Raw genomic sequence first — 19,145 nt, forward strand, 5'->3', positions numbered from 1 at the left:
GGTCGCGTTCGCCGGATCCGGGGCCGACGCGGTTGCCGTGCTGTTTAGAACTGTGATAAACTACTGTTTTTATTGGCGTTTCCGCCACCCGGACTACGGCCAGCCAAGCGCGGCCGCAAGCGGCCTTCGCGCGGAAGGCGACGGCTGTTGCTGCTGCGACACGCCTCGGTGAGGGGGCCGGACAGGCGGGCGCCGCCCTCGGGGCAGGGGGCTGATCGCGGGCCGGGCGCCCGGCGCTACTTCACCCGGCCGGCAAGCCAGCCGGCCAGCATGTCGGCCACGGCGTCGCTGTTGGTCTCCAGCATCATCATGTGGCCGTTGCCGTGCAGATCCCGGTCGGCGAGGCGGATCACGTCGGGCTTGGCGCCGGCCTGGGTCAGAAAGGCCTCCGTGCACGTGTCGTAGGGGGCGTGGAAGGAGGCCTCCGCGGTCACCAGCACGGTCGGAACCTTCGCGAGGTTCGGCAGGGTCCGGACCGGCTCGCCCTGCAGCCAGCAGCGCACATGCCCGTCGGCCGCCTTGGCCTGCTGGGCCACGATCAGGTCCTCCGGCGCCTTCACGGGCGGGTCGAAGGTCAGCGGCATGCGGGTCAGCCCGTAGGCGCGGGCGCGGCCGTCGCCGGCCTTCTCCCAGAAATCCTTGCCGCCGCGGAACTGCACGTCGAAGAAGGGCGGCCCGCTCGGCTCGACCGAGACATGCGCCTTCACGAGGTCGGGGCGGGCATCCGAGACCGCCCAGCCGAACAGCGCCGCCTGGCCATGGGTCAGCAGGATCGCCGGCCCGACCTTGTCCAGCAGCGCCAGCAGGGCGGGATCGACCAGCTCTTCGGTCTGCTGGCTGTTGGCGAGGAACGGGACCTGGCTGGCGAAGAACTGGTCGAAGCCGGCATTCCCCTGCACGCCGGGCCCGCCCGGCCACCGGGTGTGGAGCTTGGCCTGCGGGTAGAGGTCGTAGATCTCCGGCGCCGTGTGGGTCCGCTCGAGGCTGCGACTGCCGAGCCGGTCGTAGGGGCCGTAGACCTCCGGGTTGGTGCCCGAGCGCCCACGCCCGACCTGATCGACCACGTAGACCTGAAAGCCCTTCTCGACGAAATGCTGCACCCAGCCCGGGCGACCGTCCGCCGTGGCGAGGAAGTTCACGCCGGTCTGGGCAAGACCGTGGACCATCACCAGCGGGTAGGGCTGCGTCACCCGCGCCGGCGTACGCGACTGCACGAACATCTGGCCGACCATCACGGTCTTGTCGCCGAGCTTCTGATAGCGGCCGCCGATGTAGAAGTAGCCGGCCCGGGTCACCGGCTCGTCCGGCGCCGGGCCGGACGGCGGGGCCGGTTCCCGCGCCGGGACCGGGACGGTTCCCGGAGGCGCGGCCTGCGACGCGGCCCGGATCGGGGCCGGGACCTGGACCGGGACCATTCCCTGCGCCCGGGATGGCCCCACGGCCAGGACCGCCCCCTGAACGGCGAGCAGCGCTGCGAGGGCGCCGTTCGCGATGCCGTTGCCGGCCATGCCGTCTCTCCCGATGCGCCCTGCGCCGCGCGGGCGCTTATTGCGGGAAACGGAACGCGCAGCCAGCCTCGAAAGCTGCACCGTCACGCGACGTGACGCGCCGCACGAGCCCGAACCCACGCGCATGCCAGGCGCGACCGCGGCGACGCTGGCGCCGCCGTCGCGGCGCGCCCACCTTGGGACAGCACCGGCGCCGTGCGCGGCGCCTCTCGCCCGGATCGCCCGGGACGAGACCCAGCAAGGACTCCCGCCGTGGACCCCGCAACCGCCAAGACCCTGGTCTCCGCCGCCCTGGTCGCCTCCATTGCCCTGTTCAGCCTGATGTCGTTCCAGGCGTTCTTCGCCCAGATCCTGGCCGACCTCCGCGACGCCCGGTCCGCGCCGAAGCCCGTGCCCGTGCCGGTCCGCGCCGACCGCCGGACCCCGCCGCAAGCCTGAGCGGCCCGCCGGCCTGCTCAGGCCGGCGGCCGTCCTGGCGCGCAGCGCGGGCGGACGGCGTCCGGATCAGGCCCCGTCCTGCCGGGCCCGCGCGCGCAGGATGAACTTCTGAACCTTGCCGGTCGAGGTCTTGGGCAATTCCCCCAACACGACGTGGCGCGGCAGCTTGTAGGAGGCCAGCCGCCCCCGACACCACTGGATCAGCTCGTCGGCGCTGGGCGTGGCGCCCGGCTTCAGCTCGACGAACGCGCAGGGCGTCTCGCCCCATTTCGGATCGGGCTTGGCCACCACCGCGGCGGCGGCGACCGCCGGATGCTTGAACAGGGCGTCCTCGACCTCGATCGACGAGATGTTCTCCCCCCCTGAGATGATGATGTCCTTCGAGCGGTCCTTGAGCTGGACGTAGCCGTCCGGGTGCTTCACCCCGAGGTCGCCGGTGCGGAACCAGCCGCCCTTGAAAGCAGCCTGGGTGGCGGCGGGATTCTTGAGATAGCCGCGCATCACCACGTTGCCGCGCATCATCACCTCGCCGATCGTGGCCCCGTCGGCGGGCACCGGCTCCAGCGTCTCCGGATCGCGAACGTCGAGCGCTTCCAGGACCGGATAGCGCACGCCCTGGCGGGCCTTCCGGGCCGCCCGCTGGTCGGCCGCGAGCGCGTCCCAGTCGGCGTGCCAGGCATTGACCACCGCCGGGCCGTAGCTCTCGGTCAGGCCGTAGAGGTGGGTGACGTCGAACCCGGCCTCCGACATGCCGGCCAGCACCGCCTCCGGCGGCGGCGCGGCGGCGGTGAAGAAGGCGACGCGTCGGGGCAGGTCGCGCCGCTCGGCATCGGGAGCGTTGATCAGCATCTGCATGACGATCGGCGCCCCGCAGAGATGCGTGACCGCGTGCTCATCCATCAGCCGGTACATCGCCTCGGCCCGGACCTGGCGCAGGCAGACATGGGTGCCGGCCACGATCGACAGGGTCCAGGGGAAGCACCAGCCGTTGCAGTGGAACATCGGCAGGGTCCAGAGATAGACCGGGTGCTGGCCGAGCCCGCCCGTGATGACGTTGCCGAGCGCCAGCAGGGCCGCGCCGCGGTGGTGATAGACCACGCCCTTCGGGTCGCCCGTGGTGCCCGACGTGTAGTTCAGCGTGATCGCGTCCCACTCGTCGTCCGGCAGATGCCAGTCGTGCTCCGGGTCTCCGCCGGCCAGGAAGGCCTCGAAGTCGGTCTCGCCGAGGCGCGCGCCGGGACCGTCGTATTCGGGGTCGTCGACGTCGATGACGAAGGGCTTCATCGCGAGGCCGTCGAGGGCCGCGGCGGCCGTCTTGGCGAATTCGCGGTCGGTGATCAGCACCTTGGCCTCGCCATGCTCCAGGCAGAAGCGGATCGCGTCGGCGTCGAGGCGTGTGTTGAGGGTGTTGAGCACGGCCCCGGTCATCGGCACGCCGTAATGGCACTCGATCATCTCGGGGGTGTTGGCGAGCAGCGCCGCCACCGTGTCGCCGCGGCCGATCCCGCGCGCCGCCAGCGCCGAGGCGAGACGGCGCGCGCGGGCATAGAGGTCCCGGTAGGGCCGCCGCAGGGCGCCATGGATGACGGCGACCTGATCGGGGAAGACCCGCGCGGCCCGGTCGAGATAGAGCAGGGGGGTCAGCGGCTGGTGGTTGGCCGGCACGCGGTCGAGGTCGCGGTCGTAGATCGTGTCGCGGGCCATCCCCGTCCTCCCGGCAAATTGTTGCCGGGACAGTAGCTTGCCGGCGCGGATGCGATCAATCGGGCGCCTGCCGGGAACCCGGTCCGCGCTTTTGCCGTGAGAAGCCGGCGTTGTTTCGGGCGGCCGAGAGATGGGCTGCACGCGCCGAGGCCTGCTGCTGATCGCAGCGCGTCGAAACATCGGGTGGCGTCGACCGCTGCCGGAGATCGCGCGCTGGCTGGCGGACACCCGGCGCGTGCTTTGCACGCCCTGCACCGCGATCCGCCGCTTTGTCAGCCCCCTGTCCGGCTCGGGCCGGAGCCGGCCAAGGCCGTCAAGCAGGTTTGCTTCCACGCCCACGCGTGTTGAGCGGAGGATCGCGTGGGCGTGGAAGGCCAGCGCTTGGCTGGTGAGATCCGTCTGGGCCCGTATGGTTAACAAGGCCTTACCGAGACGTCTGGCGAACACCCGTCGAGCCGCTGCCGACTCTCGCGCAGCCGGCCAAGGCTGAGGCTTTGGCTCGGGCATCAGAGCGCGCGTCCGCTTCGGCGGGAGGCACGCGGCCGACCGGTCCGAGCCGTCGACGCGTTGAACCCGTCCACCGCTTCGCGGGTGGCGAACGCGAGCGCTTCGAACGAGCGCCATGGTCCGCGTCGGTGGATGACCTCCGCCCCGAACGGTCCGGTCGTCGTCTCGGCGAGAGAATTACTTCCGCTGCGAACGAGAGAACAGTCCGAGTGGCAGATGCGCGACCGTCAATCCAGTTTCGTCGCGCACGACGAGCGTCCACAGACTATCCACATCGAGAGCCTGCAGTTCATCGGCTATTTCGCCGATGACGGCTCGCGCATCGGACAACGCTTGCTCCAGGTCCTCAGCCTCGACGCCCTCGTCGTCGCGAACCGTTTCCCGTCCATTATCGACGTCGAAGTAGAAACGCCTGAACATCCCTGCCCCCGACCATCGCACGTGCAGAAGGCGACTTTTATCAAGGCCCGCGAACCTGCACCAAGATACAAAGTCACCTACTCTGCAGAAGCCTTTCGGCAAGATGATGCAGGATCAAGGTTTGTCAATAGCTTTTAGGTGCTGACATGACAATCCTTTATAAGACAAGAAATGATGAAACCTGCGATTCCGCAAGCATCAGCAAGGTTCGCGCACATATACGTAAGATTCTATTGGATGCGATAGGCCAATCAAATCAGAAGCGGATCGAGACCATCGTTCTCGAGCTGTGCCCTTGAGCGATCGCCCCGGGGCGCCATCACGCAGCTTCTGTCGAAGCGGCACCCCGTTGTTCGATCGGGATCCATCTCGGAACGGCATCGCCGCCAAGCGGGCCGGGCCGCTCACGGACGGCCGGGCCCTGCATCGCCCCTGTCTCGAAGCCATCCGGCGAATCGGCGTCACCGCGCGGTGACCGCCGCGATCCCGCACCAGACCCAACGGGAAACGCTCTGAATGCCCGCCATGACGCGCCCGGAACCCGCAGATCGCCATGACTGCGAGGCGGCGGCAGAACGTTCGTCCGCGCGCTCAGGGGTGTGTCCCCCAATGCCGCTGATGCCTCCCGGCCCTGATCCGCGCTGCTCTGCTGACGGGGCGCGTCCCTCGCCGTGTGGCGGCAGCTTAGTTCGCGGCGCGCCAAGAGCCTGTGCACGCTGCCGGCGACACGGCATCGCTCTCGAACAAACCGCTGGCCGAGACGGCGGGCCCAACCGCGTGGGCGGCCGGACCTGCGCGCCGTAGAACCGATGCGGCTGAACGAAGAGATCGCTCCACCTGGGCTGGAGCATGCGGCTCTTCAACCCTGGATGCGTGCAGGACGCACACCGACAAGTGCTGCGGCCATCATCCGATCGCCCGAACCCCGCACATTGTCCGGAGTCTCGGTCAATCACCGAGCAGATGCACGGCCGGATGAGATGGATGCCAATCATCCCGCCAGTTGTCACGGCCTCTGGTTTTTCAGCCGCGATTTATGATGCTTGGCTTGGGCACCCATCAAGGACCGACGGCCGGCTGCTGCGGACGTGCCCGCTCTGGTGCACCGATGGCCGCGCTGTATCCCGACGGGTCTAGACAGCCCGCCGCGCCGCGTTTCGATTGTTCGGGTCCATCCCCGCCACCGGCCGCGGCGGCGCATGCAGGCGATTGAGCCGGAAGCTGTCCTCGCCCCGCACAAGGATGCAGGGCAGACTCCGCTTGCTCACGACGACGGGCGCCGAGTCGTCGTGGCTCCAGATGTGGCTCTCGACGTCCGGCGCCATGTAGCGCGACAGCACGGCGGGACGCGGCGAGACGGTGTGGTTCGGCGGCACGCCGTGCCAGAGGCCGCCCTTCGTCAGGAAGTATTCGCCCGGCTCAAGCTCCATCGTGACGAGTTCGTGCGGCGCGTTCTCGGGATGCGTCGCGTCGGCGAGCGCGAGCATGCTCGCGGCGTCGCGCAGGTCGCAGGCGCCGTTGCGCTGACTCTCGTGCAGCGAGACCTCGTAGCGATGCGTCCCCGGGATCAGCTGCAGCGCCCCGTTGTCGCTCGTCATTGGCGCGATCGCGAAGGTGATGTGGACGCCACCGACCATCTTGTTGTCGAAGTCCACGTGCCAATCCTGCCCCGAACTGCCGGGCTGCCGAACGATGATCCGGCCTTTCCAGAGGAGGATGTCGGGACCCAGGATGGACTCGACGTCGTCGAGCAGCTGGGGCTGCACCGCGAAGTCGTAGAGCGGGCGAAATGCCAGGTGACCGTCGACCTGTTGAAGACGGCGATCGCCGATCAACCGTGCCTTGGACAGGATACGGCCGAGAATACCGGGGTCTCGATGACCTTCGATGAAGCGGCGCAAGGTCTCGACCTGGGCCGTGTCACGCAGCGTGAACGGTCCGGCATAACCCAACGTGTTGAAGGCCGAGAGCGGTGCGAAGCGCTGACGGCCCGAGGATGGGGGCAGAACCGCAGCCAATGTCGTCGACATGTGCTCTCCTGCAGATCGAATGATCAAGCTTCGGGATTGTTTGAGCTGAGCCGGGGGGCCAGTGATGGCAGCGCCATTCACGATCGCCCCATGAAGCACGTCATCGCGAGATCGAGTTCGGATCCGCTTCGGGATTATCGCTTCGTCCTAAACGTGATTATGTCGATTCGTCGACGAAGCCGATTGACATAAGTCAATTGTCAGACAACAGCCAAGCTGCACTGAACCGATTTCGTACCTTAGATTAAGTCTAAATCGACACGATGTGCTTATTTTTTCCATAAATAAGCTAAAATAACGGTATAAACACCATATACTCCAGAAACCTTCTGCTTTCCGAGAAGCACGCTTCGATCTCATATGTATTTCATCGAAACATAAACTTGCGAAAGAAGCGGTTCTTCTTTCTACGGAATGTCCTCTGCCCATCAAGTCGGGTTCGGCTGCGGGATCGGATTGATCCAGCGCGTTCCTGAACGCCACGCCTTGGCACGTGAGAGCGTATTCCAAGCCAGGCTGTTGACGGACTCCGTCGTGCAGCGGCCCTGCCCAGCGCCAGCACGGCAGGTCACACCGTCTTCCCCGCCCGAATCAGAGAGCATGATCGCTGGGTCGCCGCAGCGGCCGCGGGCTTGATTCGTCGGACAAGGGGCGAATCGACGTCGTCGCGCAGAGCGGCCAAAACGCGATCGTTCGGACCTCCGCGAGGCACATGCGGGAACGGCCGTGCGGTGAGCGCGCCTCGTCCATCGGACCGTCAAGGGTCGATCCGGGGGCAACGAAGTGCGACGTGCGGACGACCCGTCCGGAGGTGCCTCGGAGCGCCCCGATGACCCTGCGCGCCGCCGCATCACGAGGCCCGTGTCATGAGCGCCTGACCTTGGCACGGCTCCCCGGGGGAAGCGACGTCAGGGACGAACAGTGCCAGCCGAGAACGACCAAGCGGTTCGATCCCCAGAGGTGAAGATCTGTCCGACGATGCCCCACACACGGCGCAGAGGCCCCGCGCGGCGGCCGGCCGTGATCGACTGCGCCTCACGCGGTCGCAGGTTCTGGGGCGCCGGCGTCCTCGAGGCGGCCGAGTGTCTGGCGCACCGCCGCGGCGACGTGTTGGACCGACTCGCCCTCGAAGATGGTGAAGTGGTTTCCAGGTGCATCCCGGATCTCGAGGCGCCCCGTTGCGAGCTCGCGCCATCCGAGGGTCGGGTCCAAGAACAGTCCCGTGGGCTCTCCGAGGGCGCGCACCACGAGGATGGTCCCGCTGTAGGGTGCGATCCGGTGCTCGGACAGCCGGTCCTTCAGCCAGAGGACACGCTCGAGTTCCGCGTCCGGGACCGCCGACGGGGTGGGCCGGCCGAGCCGAAGCCGGAGCTTCTCGAGGAGCCGTGTCAGGGGCAGCTGCCCGCGCAGGAGCTTGGCGAGCGCCATTTGCCAGCGGATCAGGCGGTAGGACATGTTGATCAGGAAGGCCTCGCGCCGGGTGCGGCGGGCGAGGTGGCCCGGCGCCCAGCCGTCGACCGCGATGACGCAGGCGACGTCCGCGCCGTCCCGGACCAGTTGCTGCGCCGCCTCGTAGGCGAGATGACTGCCGAAGCAGTGGCCGAGAAGGATGTAGGGACCCTGGGGCTGGGCCCGGCGGATGCCCTCGACGTAATGGGCCGCCACCGCGGCAAACGAGAGCGCGGGATCGCCGTTGATATGGGCGGCCGGCATGACGCAGAGGAAGGGCCGGTCGGCGCCGATCCGCTTCGCCAGGTCCTGGAACAGGAAGGGATTGTCGAAGGCGATGATCGGGGTCGCGGCGCCGTGCGGCTGCAGGGCGACCACGGAGGCGAGCGCGTCGCGCGGGGCCGTGGCTTTCCGGATCACGTCGGCGAGCGCACGCACGGTCGGGTTGCCGAGAAACCGATCGATCTCGAGCCGCACCTCGAAGGTCTGCTGGATGCGGGCGATGAGCCGGAACGCGCTCAGGGAATGGCCTCCGGCGTCGAGGAAGCCCGCCTCGTCGCTGCCCGCGCCGAGGGTCGCCCGCCACAAGGGGAGCAGGCGCCGAACGACGTCGTCCGTCTGGTCGACCGGGCGTGCGACGGAAGACGGTGCCGCCACGGCCTCCTCGGCGGCGGCCCGCGCGGCGAGCTGTGGGATCGGCCGCCGGGGGTCGTCGAGCGCCCCGGTCAGGAGCGACAGCGTGTCCTCCAGCATCGCGACCACGGTCTCCGGCCGGTAGAGGACGGTGTTGTACTCGCAGGAGAAGCGCCAACCCTCCGTCCGCTCGACGAAGAAGAAGTTCAGGTCGAACAGGGCCCCGGCCGACTGCGAGGGCACGCCGCGCAGCAGGAGGTTCTCGCACCGGACCTCGTCGAAGGCCCGCTGCTGTATGACGTTGATCGAGAACAGCGGATGCCGGCTCGGGTCCCGTTCCGGCTTGACGATCTCGATGATCGTCTCGAGCGCCGTGGTGCCGTTCTCGAGGGCGCCCTGCAGGGTGTCGGCGACGCGCGCCAGCGCCTCCGCGAAGTTCTGCACGCCGGCGAAGTCGGTCCGCAGCGCCAGCGTGTTGATGAAGGGTCCGACGACGTTCTCGAGCTCGACCTCGTAACGGCCTGCGACCTGGGTGCCGACGATCACGTCGTCGCTGCCCGCACGGGCGCGCAGCACGAGCAGCAGCCCCGTCAGCATCGTGGTGAACCACGTCGCGCCGCTGGCCCGCGCCACGCGGTCTGCCGCGGCGGTCAGGGCGGGGCGCATCAGGATCGACGTGATGGCGCTGTCGCGCGTCAGGGCCGGCGGGCGCGGGAAGTCGGTGGCGATCTCGAAGCGGCGGAAGCCCGCCAGGCGCGCGCGCCAGTAAGCGTCCGCGGCCGCCCCCTCGCCGAAATCGGAGAGGGCCTGCTGCCACAGGGCATAATCCGAGTACTGAACCGGAAGCTCGGGCAGCGCTGCCGGCGTCCCGCCGATGAGGCCGTCGCACAGGGTGGCGAATTCCCGGGCGAGAATCCCCATCGACCAGCCGTCGGCGACGATGTGGTGGGCCGTGATCAGGAGGAAGCTTTCCTGCTCGGAGAACCGGAGCAGCTGCGCGCGCATCAGGGGCGCACGCGACAGGTCGAAGGGCCGCCGGGCTTCCTCCGCGGAGATCCGGTCGAATTCCCGCTCCACCGTCCCCAGAAGCCGCAGGTCGAGTTCGGGCACGTGCAGGTCCGCCGTGGGATAGACGCGCTGGACGGGGCCGTTCTCGCCTTCCACGAAGGCTGTGCGCAGGATCTCGTGCCGGGCCACGAGTTGCCGGAGCGCGAGACCCACGATGGTTCCGCTCACGGGCCCGACCAGCGACCAGCGGAGCGCGATGTTGAGGCCGGCGTTGCCGGGCGCGAGGAGCTCGGCCACGAAGAAGCGTTCCTGCACCGGTGTGCAGGGAAATTCGCAGCAGGTGCGCTGCGCCGATTGCAGCTGTGTCATCGCGAGATCCTGCGGGATGAAGCCATGATGGCGGAGGTCGCGAGCGGACGCGCGAACAGCGTCGCGCCCTCCGCGGAATGCGGCCATGCGCGGAAACGGATTCGGGGCGAGGGGTGCGTCGCCTCCGAGATTTCGGCGGCGCTGCCGCGCAGGGACCGGGCGAAGAAGGCTGCCGCGTAGGCCGAGATCACGCTCCGGATCTCGGGATCGCCCCCCGCGCCCGAGAAGCTCTCGTGGGTGGCGTGCGCGATCTCGATCGCGAACCCGCCCGATCGCAGCTGCCGAAGCTGCCGGTCGCTGTCCTGCGCGTCCTGGATCGCGTGGGTACGACGGCCCGGATCGCCCCCGGCGAGCGCCTTGGCCGACGGCGGATCCAGGGAATCGGTGATGACCATGTAGGGGGCGGAGAAGACCGGGGCGGCCGGATTCCCGAACAGCCAGCCATCGAGGTTCAGAACCGCGCGGATCCGCCGGTCCGCGCTGGCCGCCTCCGCCGCCGCGGCGCCGCCGAAGGAATAGCCGATCACGCCCGCGAGATGCGGGTCCAGGCGATCCACGCGGTCGCCGGGCAGCAGCGCGCGTCCGGTATCGGCTAGCCAGTCCAGGGCAGCCTGAATGTCGCCGGCTTGCAGGCGGACCTCGACCTCCGCGAGCAGGCGGGTGCGCTGGCCGGCCAGTTCCGAGCGGAAATCCAGGCCGGCGAAACCCGGGGCGGGGAAGTCGATGCCGATCACGACGAAGCCCTGATCGGCGAGGCTGCGGAGAAGATCCGCGTTCTCGCGCGCGCGGCCGCCCCAACCGTGGGCATAGACGAGCGGCGGCAAGGGGCCCGTCACCGGGCCGGACGGCAGCCAGACATGGATCCCGATCCTGCGGGCCGGACCGGGCTGCTCGTTCGGGAGCCGCGCACGCACGACGTGCGCGGCAAGATCCGGTTCAGCCTTCGCACCGGTGACGCGTCCGATCAGCGTGCCCTCCAAGAGCAGCGCCAAGGTCGCCAGCAGCATCGACCGGCGCCAGCGATAGCGCCTGGGCCAGCCGATGCTCACAGGAGTTCCTCGGACCGCAGGTGACCGCCGTTCGCCCCCGCGCGCCGCGCCGCGCGGGCGACCCCGACGAGCGTCGGCCTGCTGCGCACCTGAACCGGCGCCACGTCGCTCTCGGCGGCGATGGCCGACACGCAGCGATGGAGGAACAGGTCCTTCGCGGTGGTCCGAATGCCCGCCTGATGTGCGCGCGCCACGATCCGGAAGACCTGAAGCGAATCGAGGCCGAAGGCGAACATGTCGTCGTCGATCCCGATGGCCTCGATGCCGAGGACCTCCGTCACGATCGCGGTCAGCGTCCGCTCGGTGGGCGTGCCGGGCGCCCGCCCGCCCGTGGAGAGGGGCGCCGCGTCCACCGCGGGCACCGCGTCGAGCCCGGGGAGACGTTTGCGGTCGACCTTGCCGGCCGGCGAGAGCGGGAGCGCCGCCAGCGGCACGAACAGGCTCGGGATCATGTAATCGGGCAGGTGCCGGCCGAGGGCCTCGCGCAACGCCGCGGTCGTGACGGGCCCGTTCGCCTCGGCGAAGTAGCAGACAAGCCGCTGCTCGCCCGTGACGTCTTCGCGCAGCGCCACGGCACAGGCGCCCAGTCCCGCATGCCGCGCCAGGACCGCCTCGATCTCCTCGGGCTCGATCCGGAAGCCGCGCAGCTTCACCTGATGGTCCGCGCGACCGAGGAGCCGGATGCTGCCGTCGGCTTTCCGGCAGGCGAGGTCACCCGTCCGGTAGAGCCGCGCGCCGGCCGCCGTGGAGAACGGATCGGCGATGAACTTCTCGGCGGTCAGATCGTCGCGATGGAGGTAGCCGCGCGCGAGCCCGGCCCCCCCGATATGGAGCTGGCCCCGGACCCCCACCGGCAGCAACGCGCCGGCGCCGTCCAGAACGTGGAGCTGCGTGTTGTCGAGCGGGCCACCGATCGTGATCGGCGCCTCGCCGGCCTCCACCCGGCCCACCGAGGACCAGACGGTGGTCTCGGTCGGCCCGTACAGGTTCCAGAGTTCGCCGCCACCCGCCAGCAGGGCGTCGGCCAGGTTCCGGGTCAGCGGCTCGCCGCCGCAGAGCATCCGGAAGCCGGGCCTGGACTGGAAGCCCGCCTCCACAAGCATCTGCCAGCGGCTCGGCGTCGCCTGCATCACGGTGGCGCCGCTCGCGCGCACGAGGTCCAGCAGCGCGAAGGTGTCGGACAAGGTCCGGCTCGTGGCGAGGATCACCCGACCGCCCGCGCAGAGCGGCGCGAACAGCTCGAGCACCGCAATGTCGAAGGACACCGTAGTCACCGCAAGCAGAGCGTCATCCGCACCGAGGCCGGGCTCGCGCAGCATCGAGATCAGGAAATTGACCACCGATCCGTGGGAGATCTCGACGCCCTTGGGCTGACCGGTCGAGCCGGACGTGTAGATCACGTAGGCCGGCTGGGCCGGGTCGAGGTCAACCTGCGGAGCGGCCGTGTCCTCCTGGTCGATCGTCGGCGCATCGGCCGCCAGATCGATCAAGACAGCACCGTCGGGCCAGGCGAGGTCGTGCGGGAGCTCGGAGGCGCCGCCCGCCACGAGGAGACCGGCCACGTCGGCATCGGTGAGGATGTGCCCGATGCGCGACGCGGGATGGCTCGGATCGAGCGGCACGTAGGCGTAGCCCGCCTTCATCACCGCGAGGAGCGCGATGAGCATGTCGGGCGAGCGCTCGACCAGGACCGCAATGCGGCCGCCCGGTCGCCCGTCCAGCCTGCGCCTGAGGTGATGGGCGACTTGGCTCGACCGGCGATCGATCTCACCGTGGGTGCGCATGGTGCCGTCGTAGACGAGGGCAGGGCGATCCGGATCCCGCGCCCCGGCCGCGACCAGGGCCGGCACGGACAGACCGGGAACGGCGCGGACCGGACCCGCGGCGACCCGCAGCAACTCCGCCCGCTCGCGCGTGGACAGGATCGGCAAGGTGTCGACCCGCTCGACCGGGTTCGCCACGGCCGCTTCGAGGAGCGTCCGGTAGTGACCGATCCAGCGCTGAACCGTCTCCTCGTCGAAGAGGTCCCGGCTGTAATCCACCTCGATGCGGATGCCGTTCCTGGTCTCCACGAGATTGAAGAACAGGTCGAAATTGACGAAGCGCTTCGGGTTGGCTTGGACCTGGACCCCCAGATCCACGAAGGCGAGGTCGGAGGCGACGCGCTCGAGATTGAACTGCACCGTCGTCAGGGGCAGACGGTTCACGTCCCGGGGCAGGCCGAGGGCGCGCACGATCGTGCCGAGGGTGCAGTTCTGCTGATCTTGGGCCTCGAGCAGCGCGCGCCGCGCCTCCACCACCAGCGTGGCGAAGGCGGTCTCGGCGTCCCACCGGGCCCGAAGGGGCAGAAGATTGACGCAGTGGCCGACGAGGACCTGATCCTCGACGAGGGACTGACCGGCGAACGGCACCGCCACGACGACGTCCCGCTCGTCGAGGAGGCGGCCCAGCAGGGTCTGGAAGCCCGCGAGGAGGGTTGCGAACAGCGTGCAGCCCCGTTCGGCTCCGACCGACCGGAGGGCGCTCACCAGCGCCCCGTCGAGCTGGCCGCAGGTCATGGAACCGGAGAACGTCCTGATCGCCGGGCGCGGCCGGTCGCCGGGCAGTTCCATGGCGGACGGCAGGTCGCGCAGGACCTCGCACCAGTAGCGCGTGGCCTCGGAGAGTTCCGGCGTGGCGCGCGCCTCGTCCTGCGCGGCGGCGTAGCGGCTGAACGGCAGAACCGGGCCGAGTTCCGCCGGGGCTCGGCCGATTGCCTCGGCGTAGAGCGCGGCGAGCTCCTCCACGATGACGTTGATCGACCAGCCGTCGCAGACGATGTGGTGCGCCGTCAGCACGAGCACGTGCTCATCCGGCGCGAGGCGCACGAGGCTTGCGCGACAGGGCGATCCCGCCACGAGGTCGAAGGGCAACGCCGCCTCGGCCTCGATGAGGCCGCGCAGGGCCTCGCTGGCGGCCTGGAGCGGCTGGCCCGAGAAGTCCAACACCACCAGAGACGGGGCGACCTCGGAGACGAGCAGCGCGTCGCCGACCGGGCTGAACCGGCACCGCAGCGCGTCGTGCCGGGCCATCACCTCGGCGAAGGCCTCCGTGAAGGCGGCCGCGTCGAGCGGACCGCGCAGGCGGACGCTGACCGATTCGTTGAAGGCGCACGAGGTCGCGTCGCCGAGTTGGGCCGCGAGCCAGACCTCCAGCTGAGGCTCAGTGAGCGGGGCTTGCTCCAGCGAGGCGGGGATCTCGGCCCGCGCCGCGGCCGGCACCGGGAGCTCTGCCGGCGTCGTGAAGTCCGGTGTGTCGGCCGCCGCCCGGCCGGCCAGGATCCCGACCGCCCGCAGGGCGTCCAGCGACTCGCGGAAGGCCGTGACGAACGCGTCGAGATCCGCGTCGGAATGGGCCGTCGTCAGGAAGCACGGGAAGCCTTCCTGGATGTAGATGTCGCGCAGCCGCAGGTGGTAGTAGAGCAGGCTCGCGAGCCGGTCCTCGGCCGCGAAGGAGAAGTAAAAGAGGCTGCCGAACGTTTCGATGCGGCTCGCGATCCCGCGCTCCTCGAGCAGGGTGTTGAGACGGCCGACGAAGCCGCGCGCGCGCCGCCCGAGCTCCTCTTGGAGGGCAGGCCCGACCGCCTTGAGGTGACGGAGCACCGCGCGGGCGGAGGCCAGGGCCAGCGGGTGGCGCACGAAGGTCCCGGCAAAGAACGTGACGCCGACCTCGGGGGCGGACTCGTCGCCGAAGCGCCAGTCGCCGCCGTCGAGCGCATCCATGAAGCGGGACTTGCCGGCGAGGATGCCGATCGGCATGCCGCCGCCGACCACCTTGCCGTAGGTCGCCATGTCGGCGCGGATGCCCAGCACCGTCTGCATCCCGCCCGGGTGCATGCGGAAGCCGGTGACGACCTCATCGAAGATGAGGGCGATCTCGGCGGCTTCGGTCAGCGCGCGAAGCGCTTGCAGGAAGTCGGTCGGGCAGAGGCCGGGATGCCGGCTCTGCACCGGCTCCACGATCACCGCGGCGATCTCATCGCCGTGGGCACGGATCCAGTCGAGCGCGGCGGGATCCGCGTATTCGAGGACCATCATGCTCCCGACATTCGGGCTCGGGATCCCGGGCGCCGCCGGCAGCGCGCGCTCCGCGCCGGAACGGCCGCCGCGCTTGACCAGTACCTCGTCGAACTGCCCGTGGTAGGAGCCGGAGAACATCACGATCCGGTCGCGCCCGGTGACGCAGCGCGCGATCCGCATCGCCGCCATCACGGCTTCCGAACCCGTGTTGCAGAAGGTCGCCCGCTCGTTGCCGGTCAGCTCGCAGACGAGGTCGGCGACTTCGCCGGCGAGCGCGGTCTGGGGCCCGATCTCGAAGCCCTTGTCGAGCTGCGCGCGCACCGCCTCGACGACGAGATCGGACCTGTGCCCGAGGAAGGTCGGGCCGAAGCCATTGAGGAAGTCGATATACGTGTTGCCGTCGATATCCCACAGGCGCGAGCCGCCCGAGCGGTCGGTGACGATCGGGTAGATCATCTCCTTCCACTCGGCGCGGAACCCCGACACGGCGCGGGGATCGGCCAGCACCTTGCGATGCCGTTCGGTGAAGGCTTTCGAGCCGGCGGTCTTGCGGGTGTAGCGCGCCACCAGATCGGCGATGTGGCGCTGCTGCGCGGGCGTCAGCTCGAGATCGCCGCGCGCCTGACCGCCGCCTTTGAAGATCTCGAACCGGTTCGGCGCCTCGGCGGGCTTGTCGGCCCGGGGCGGGCTGCCGGCCTTCGCGGGCGGGTCCGGGATTGCCGGGACGGCCGGGACGCGGGCGTGCACGGGCGGGGAGGCCTGTGCGCCGATGAGCACCTTGAGCTGCTGCGCGACGAGTTCGCTCATGACACGCAGCTGTTCGCGCATCAGCCCTTCGAGACCCGGCGTGCCGACCGGCGACGCGGCGGCCTCCGCCGTCGCGGCGGGCGCCGCGGGCGTCGGGACTTCCGCGGGGGCCGGCTGCGGGACTGCAGGCGCCGCGTCCCGGAAGGCGGTCGGCGGCAGCGCGGCGAGAACGTGCTGCGTCAGCGCGTCGAGGGTCGAGAGGTCGCCGAGCAGCTGGCGAAACGCCACCTTCAGGCCGAAGCGCGCCTGGATCTTGCTGGCCGCCTGGGTGAGAAACAGCGAGTCGAACCCGAGTTCGAGGAAGCTCTTTCTCGGGGCCTGCGCGATATCCTCACCCGACAAGTCGGTGAAGATCGCGGCGACCGCCTCTCGGACCTTCGCTTCACGCCCGTCCTGCATCCGCTCCTCCTCCCTCTCGGTCGACACCGGCATCAGCTTCGTTTCCGCGGCTGGCGGCGCAGCCGGCCCGGTCAGCGGGGTCCCGGCCATCGCGGCGCCGGACCAGGGTCTGGCCTCGATCCAGTGGCTCTGGCGTTCGAACGGATAGGTCGGCAGCGAGACCCGCCGCGGCCCGTCCCCGTGGAGCCTCCGCCAGTCCGGCTTGGCGCCGGCGACCCAGGCCCGCCCGAGCGCGCCCAGGAACGCCGCGCGGTCGTCACCGTCGCCCCCGGCCGCCATCAGGGACGGCACGACGGTCACGTCCGGGCGCCGCACGCAGGCCTGCATGGCGAGCGTCGTGAGCGCCTGTCCGGCACCGGCCTCGATCAGGATCGCGGGCGTCTCGCCGACCAGGGTCAGGACGCCTTCGTGGAAGCGCACGGTCTCGCGCGCGTGCCGCGCCCAGTATTCGGCCGACGTCGCCAGCTCTGCCGTGATCCAGGTGCCGGTGACGCAGGAGATGTACGGCGCGCAGGGCGGCCGCAGCTCGACCGTCCGGAGGAGATCGTGCAGCCGATCGACCATCGGCTCCATCATCGGCGAATGGAAGGCGTGCGAGGTGTGCAGGCGGCGCGCCATCACGCCGTCGGCGGCCAGGGCCGCCTCGAGCGCGGCGATCCCCTCGTATGGGCCGGACGCCACCGACAGGGCCGGCCCGTTGACCGCCGCGACGGCGACCCCGTCGGGCAGGCGCGGCGCCAGGTCCGCCTCGGGCAGCCGGACGGCGAGCATCGCACCGCCAGGCAGGTCGTTCATCAGCCGTCCGCGGGCCGCGACGACGCGCAGGGCGTCCTCCAGGGTCAGCACGCCGGCGAGGTGGGCGCTGACGAACTCGCCGACGCTGTGGCCGATCGTGGCGCGCGGCGCGAGCCCGAGGGTCTGCCAGAGCCGGGCGAGGGCGTAGGAGACGCTGAAGAGCGCGGGCTGCGCCATCGCGGTCGAGCGCAGGGCCTCCGCGGCCGCGTCCGGCGGCATGTCGTAGAGGACGCGGCGGAGATCGATGCCCTCGTGGCGTTCGAGGAACGCGGCGCAGCGATCGATGTCGGCGCGGACGCTCGCCACGCCCTCGTAGAGACCCCGCGCCATGCCGGGATGCTGCGAGCCCTGGCCAGGGAACATGAAGGCCATGTCGGGCGTGTCGGCGGGCGACGCCGCGCCGGGCGACGGCGCCTCCCGCAGCGCGCGGATCGCCGTCGCGCGATCGTCGGCGACGATGGCGGTGCGGTAGGGGAAGGCGCGGCGCCCCACCTGAAGCGTGAAAGCGGTGTCGGCGAGCGTCGGCGCATCGGGTGCCGTGAGCCGATCGGCCAGACGGCCCCGCGCCTCGGCGAGCGCTTCGGCGCTGCGTGCCGAGACCAGCAACACCTGCGGACCGGCCGCGTCCTCGACCACCTCTTGAGCGGGCGCCTCCTCGAGCACCAGATGGACGTTGGTGCCCCCGACGCCGAACGCGCTGACCCCGGCCCGACGGACGCCGTCCCGCGCCGGCCATTCGCCGAGGGCGGTGTTCACGAAGAAGGGACTCGCCGCGAAGTCGAACCGCGGATTCGGCGTCCGGAAATGCGCCATCGGCGGCAGGCGCCGGTGTTTGAGGGCCAGGCAGGTCTTGATCAGCCCGGCGGTTCCCGCCGCGACGTCGAGGTGCCCGATATTGGCCTTGACGGAGCCGAGGGCGCAGAACTGCCGGTCGCCGGTCGAGGCGCGGAAGGCCTTCTCCAGACCCGCCAGCTCGATCGGATCGCCGAGCGGTGTGGCGGTGCCGTGGCACTCGACGTAGCCGATGGTGTTCGCGTCGACGCCGGCCATGGCGTGGGCGGCCATGATGCAGGCCGCCTGGCCGTCGACGCTCGGCGCCGTGTACCCGACCTTGGTGGCGCCGTCATTGTTGACGCCGAAGCCGCGGATCACCGCGTAGATCGAGTCCCCGTCCCGAACGGCGTCGTCCAGCCGCTTGAGCAGGACCACGGCCGCGCCGCTGCCGAACACCGTGCCGGTCGCTTCGGCATCGAAGGGCCGGCAGGTGCCGTCGGCCGACACCATCCCGCCGTCCTGATGCAGGTAGCCGCGCTTCTGCGGCAGGCTGATCGAGACGCCGCCGGCCAGCGCCATGTCGGCCTGGTAGAGCAGCAGGCTCTGGCACGCCTGCGTGACGCACAGGAGCGAGGTCGAGCACGCCGACAGCGACGTGATGCTCGGACCGCGCAGATCAAGCTTGTAGGACGTCTTGGTCGCGAGGAAATCCTGCGCGGCGCCGACGAGCGTCGGGTAACCGCCGACTTGGTATTGATTGGTGAAGTCGTCGATGACGCTTCGCTCGGTGCAGACGTTGTTGAGGAAGTAGGTCGGGACGCTGCACCCGGCGAAGACGCCGATGGATCCGGAACAGGCGGCCGGGTCGTAGCCGCCGTCCTCCAGGGCTTCCCAAGCGCATTCGAGGAAGACGCGGTGCTGCGGGTCGGTGAGCTGGGCCTCCCGCGGGTACATCCCGAAGAAGCCCGCATCGAACTGATCGACATCGTCGATGATGGCACGGGCCCGGACGAAATTCGGCTGGGCGCGGGTTTCGGGCGGGAAGCTATCCTCAAGGTCCGCCTCGCCGAACCGGGTGATCGAGTCGACGCCGGTTGTCAGGTTCGACCAGAGCTGGTCGACAGTCCGCGCACCCGGAAACCGGCCGGACATGCCGATGACGGCAATGCCCTCGAGCAGCATGCCTGAATCGTCCAT

At 69.9% G+C, this 19,145-nt stretch carries 8 protein-coding genes and 1 pseudogene; 1 reads left to right on the forward strand and 8 read right to left on the reverse strand.

What is annotated here, in order from left to right; all coding sequences use genetic code 11:
* Nucleotides 1–236: 236 nt before the first annotated feature.
* Nucleotides 237–1,508, reverse strand: coding sequence for an alpha/beta hydrolase (locus AC3WSN_RS06955; protein WP_492536877.1), 1,272 nt, complete (start codon nt 1,506–1,508; stop codon nt 237–239).
* Nucleotides 1,509–1,760: 252 nt separating this feature from the next.
* Here AC3WSN_RS06955 and AC3WSN_RS06960 point away from each other — a divergent pair, with 252 nt between their 5' ends.
* Nucleotides 1,761–1,946, forward strand: a complete 186-nt coding sequence (locus AC3WSN_RS06960; protein ID WP_238196353.1) for a hypothetical protein — start codon at nt 1,761–1,763, stop codon at nt 1,944–1,946.
* Between the two features lie 66 nt (nt 1,947–2,012).
* Here the strand turns inward: AC3WSN_RS06960 and AC3WSN_RS06965 are convergent, their stop codons facing one another.
* The 7 genes and pseudogenes from AC3WSN_RS06965 to AC3WSN_RS06995 all read right to left on the reverse strand — a co-directional run bounded on the left by AC3WSN_RS06965 (nt 2,013) and on the right by AC3WSN_RS06995 (nt 19,145).
* Complete coding sequence (locus AC3WSN_RS06965; protein WP_492536880.1) at nt 2,013–3,650, reverse strand: acyl-CoA synthetase; 1,638 nt, start codon at nt 3,648–3,650, stop codon at nt 2,013–2,015.
* 424 nt (nt 3,651–4,074) lie between these two features.
* Nucleotides 4,075–4,345, reverse strand: a pseudogene (locus AC3WSN_RS06970) (hypothetical protein); the annotation flags it as partial.
* Nucleotides 4,335–4,577: a DUF6894 family protein gene (locus tag AC3WSN_RS06975; RefSeq protein ID WP_373323751.1), complete on the reverse strand. Its 243-nt coding sequence runs from the start codon at nt 4,575–4,577 to the stop codon at nt 4,335–4,337. The pseudogene AC3WSN_RS06970 and the gene AC3WSN_RS06975, both read right to left, overlap by 11 nt.
* 1,133 nt (nt 4,578–5,710) lie before the next feature.
* The gene (locus AC3WSN_RS06980; protein ID WP_492536882.1) at nt 5,711–6,688 is read right to left on the reverse strand and encodes a phytanoyl-CoA dioxygenase family protein; all 978 of its coding nucleotides are present in this window, start codon (nt 6,686–6,688) and stop codon (nt 5,711–5,713) included.
* A 954-nt stretch (nt 6,689–7,642) separates the two neighbouring features.
* Nucleotides 7,643–10,066, reverse strand: coding sequence for a condensation domain-containing protein (locus AC3WSN_RS06985; protein ID WP_492536884.1), 2,424 nt, complete (start codon nt 10,064–10,066; stop codon nt 7,643–7,645).
* Nucleotides 10,063–11,115 carry an alpha/beta fold hydrolase gene (locus AC3WSN_RS06990; protein ID WP_492536886.1) on the reverse strand — a complete coding sequence of 351 codons (1,053 nt, stop codon included), beginning with the start codon at nt 11,113–11,115 and terminating at the stop codon, nt 10,063–10,065. The genes AC3WSN_RS06985 and AC3WSN_RS06990 overlap by 4 nt, the downstream gene beginning before the upstream one ends.
* Entirely contained in the window at nt 11,112–19,145 is an 8,034-nt protein-coding gene (locus tag AC3WSN_RS06995; RefSeq protein ID WP_492536888.1) for a hybrid non-ribosomal peptide synthetase/type I polyketide synthase, read from the reverse strand. Before AC3WSN_RS06995 ends, AC3WSN_RS06990 begins: the two co-directional genes overlap by 4 nt.

Source organism: Methylobacterium sp. FW102-HT35C08, assembly GCF_058790235.1.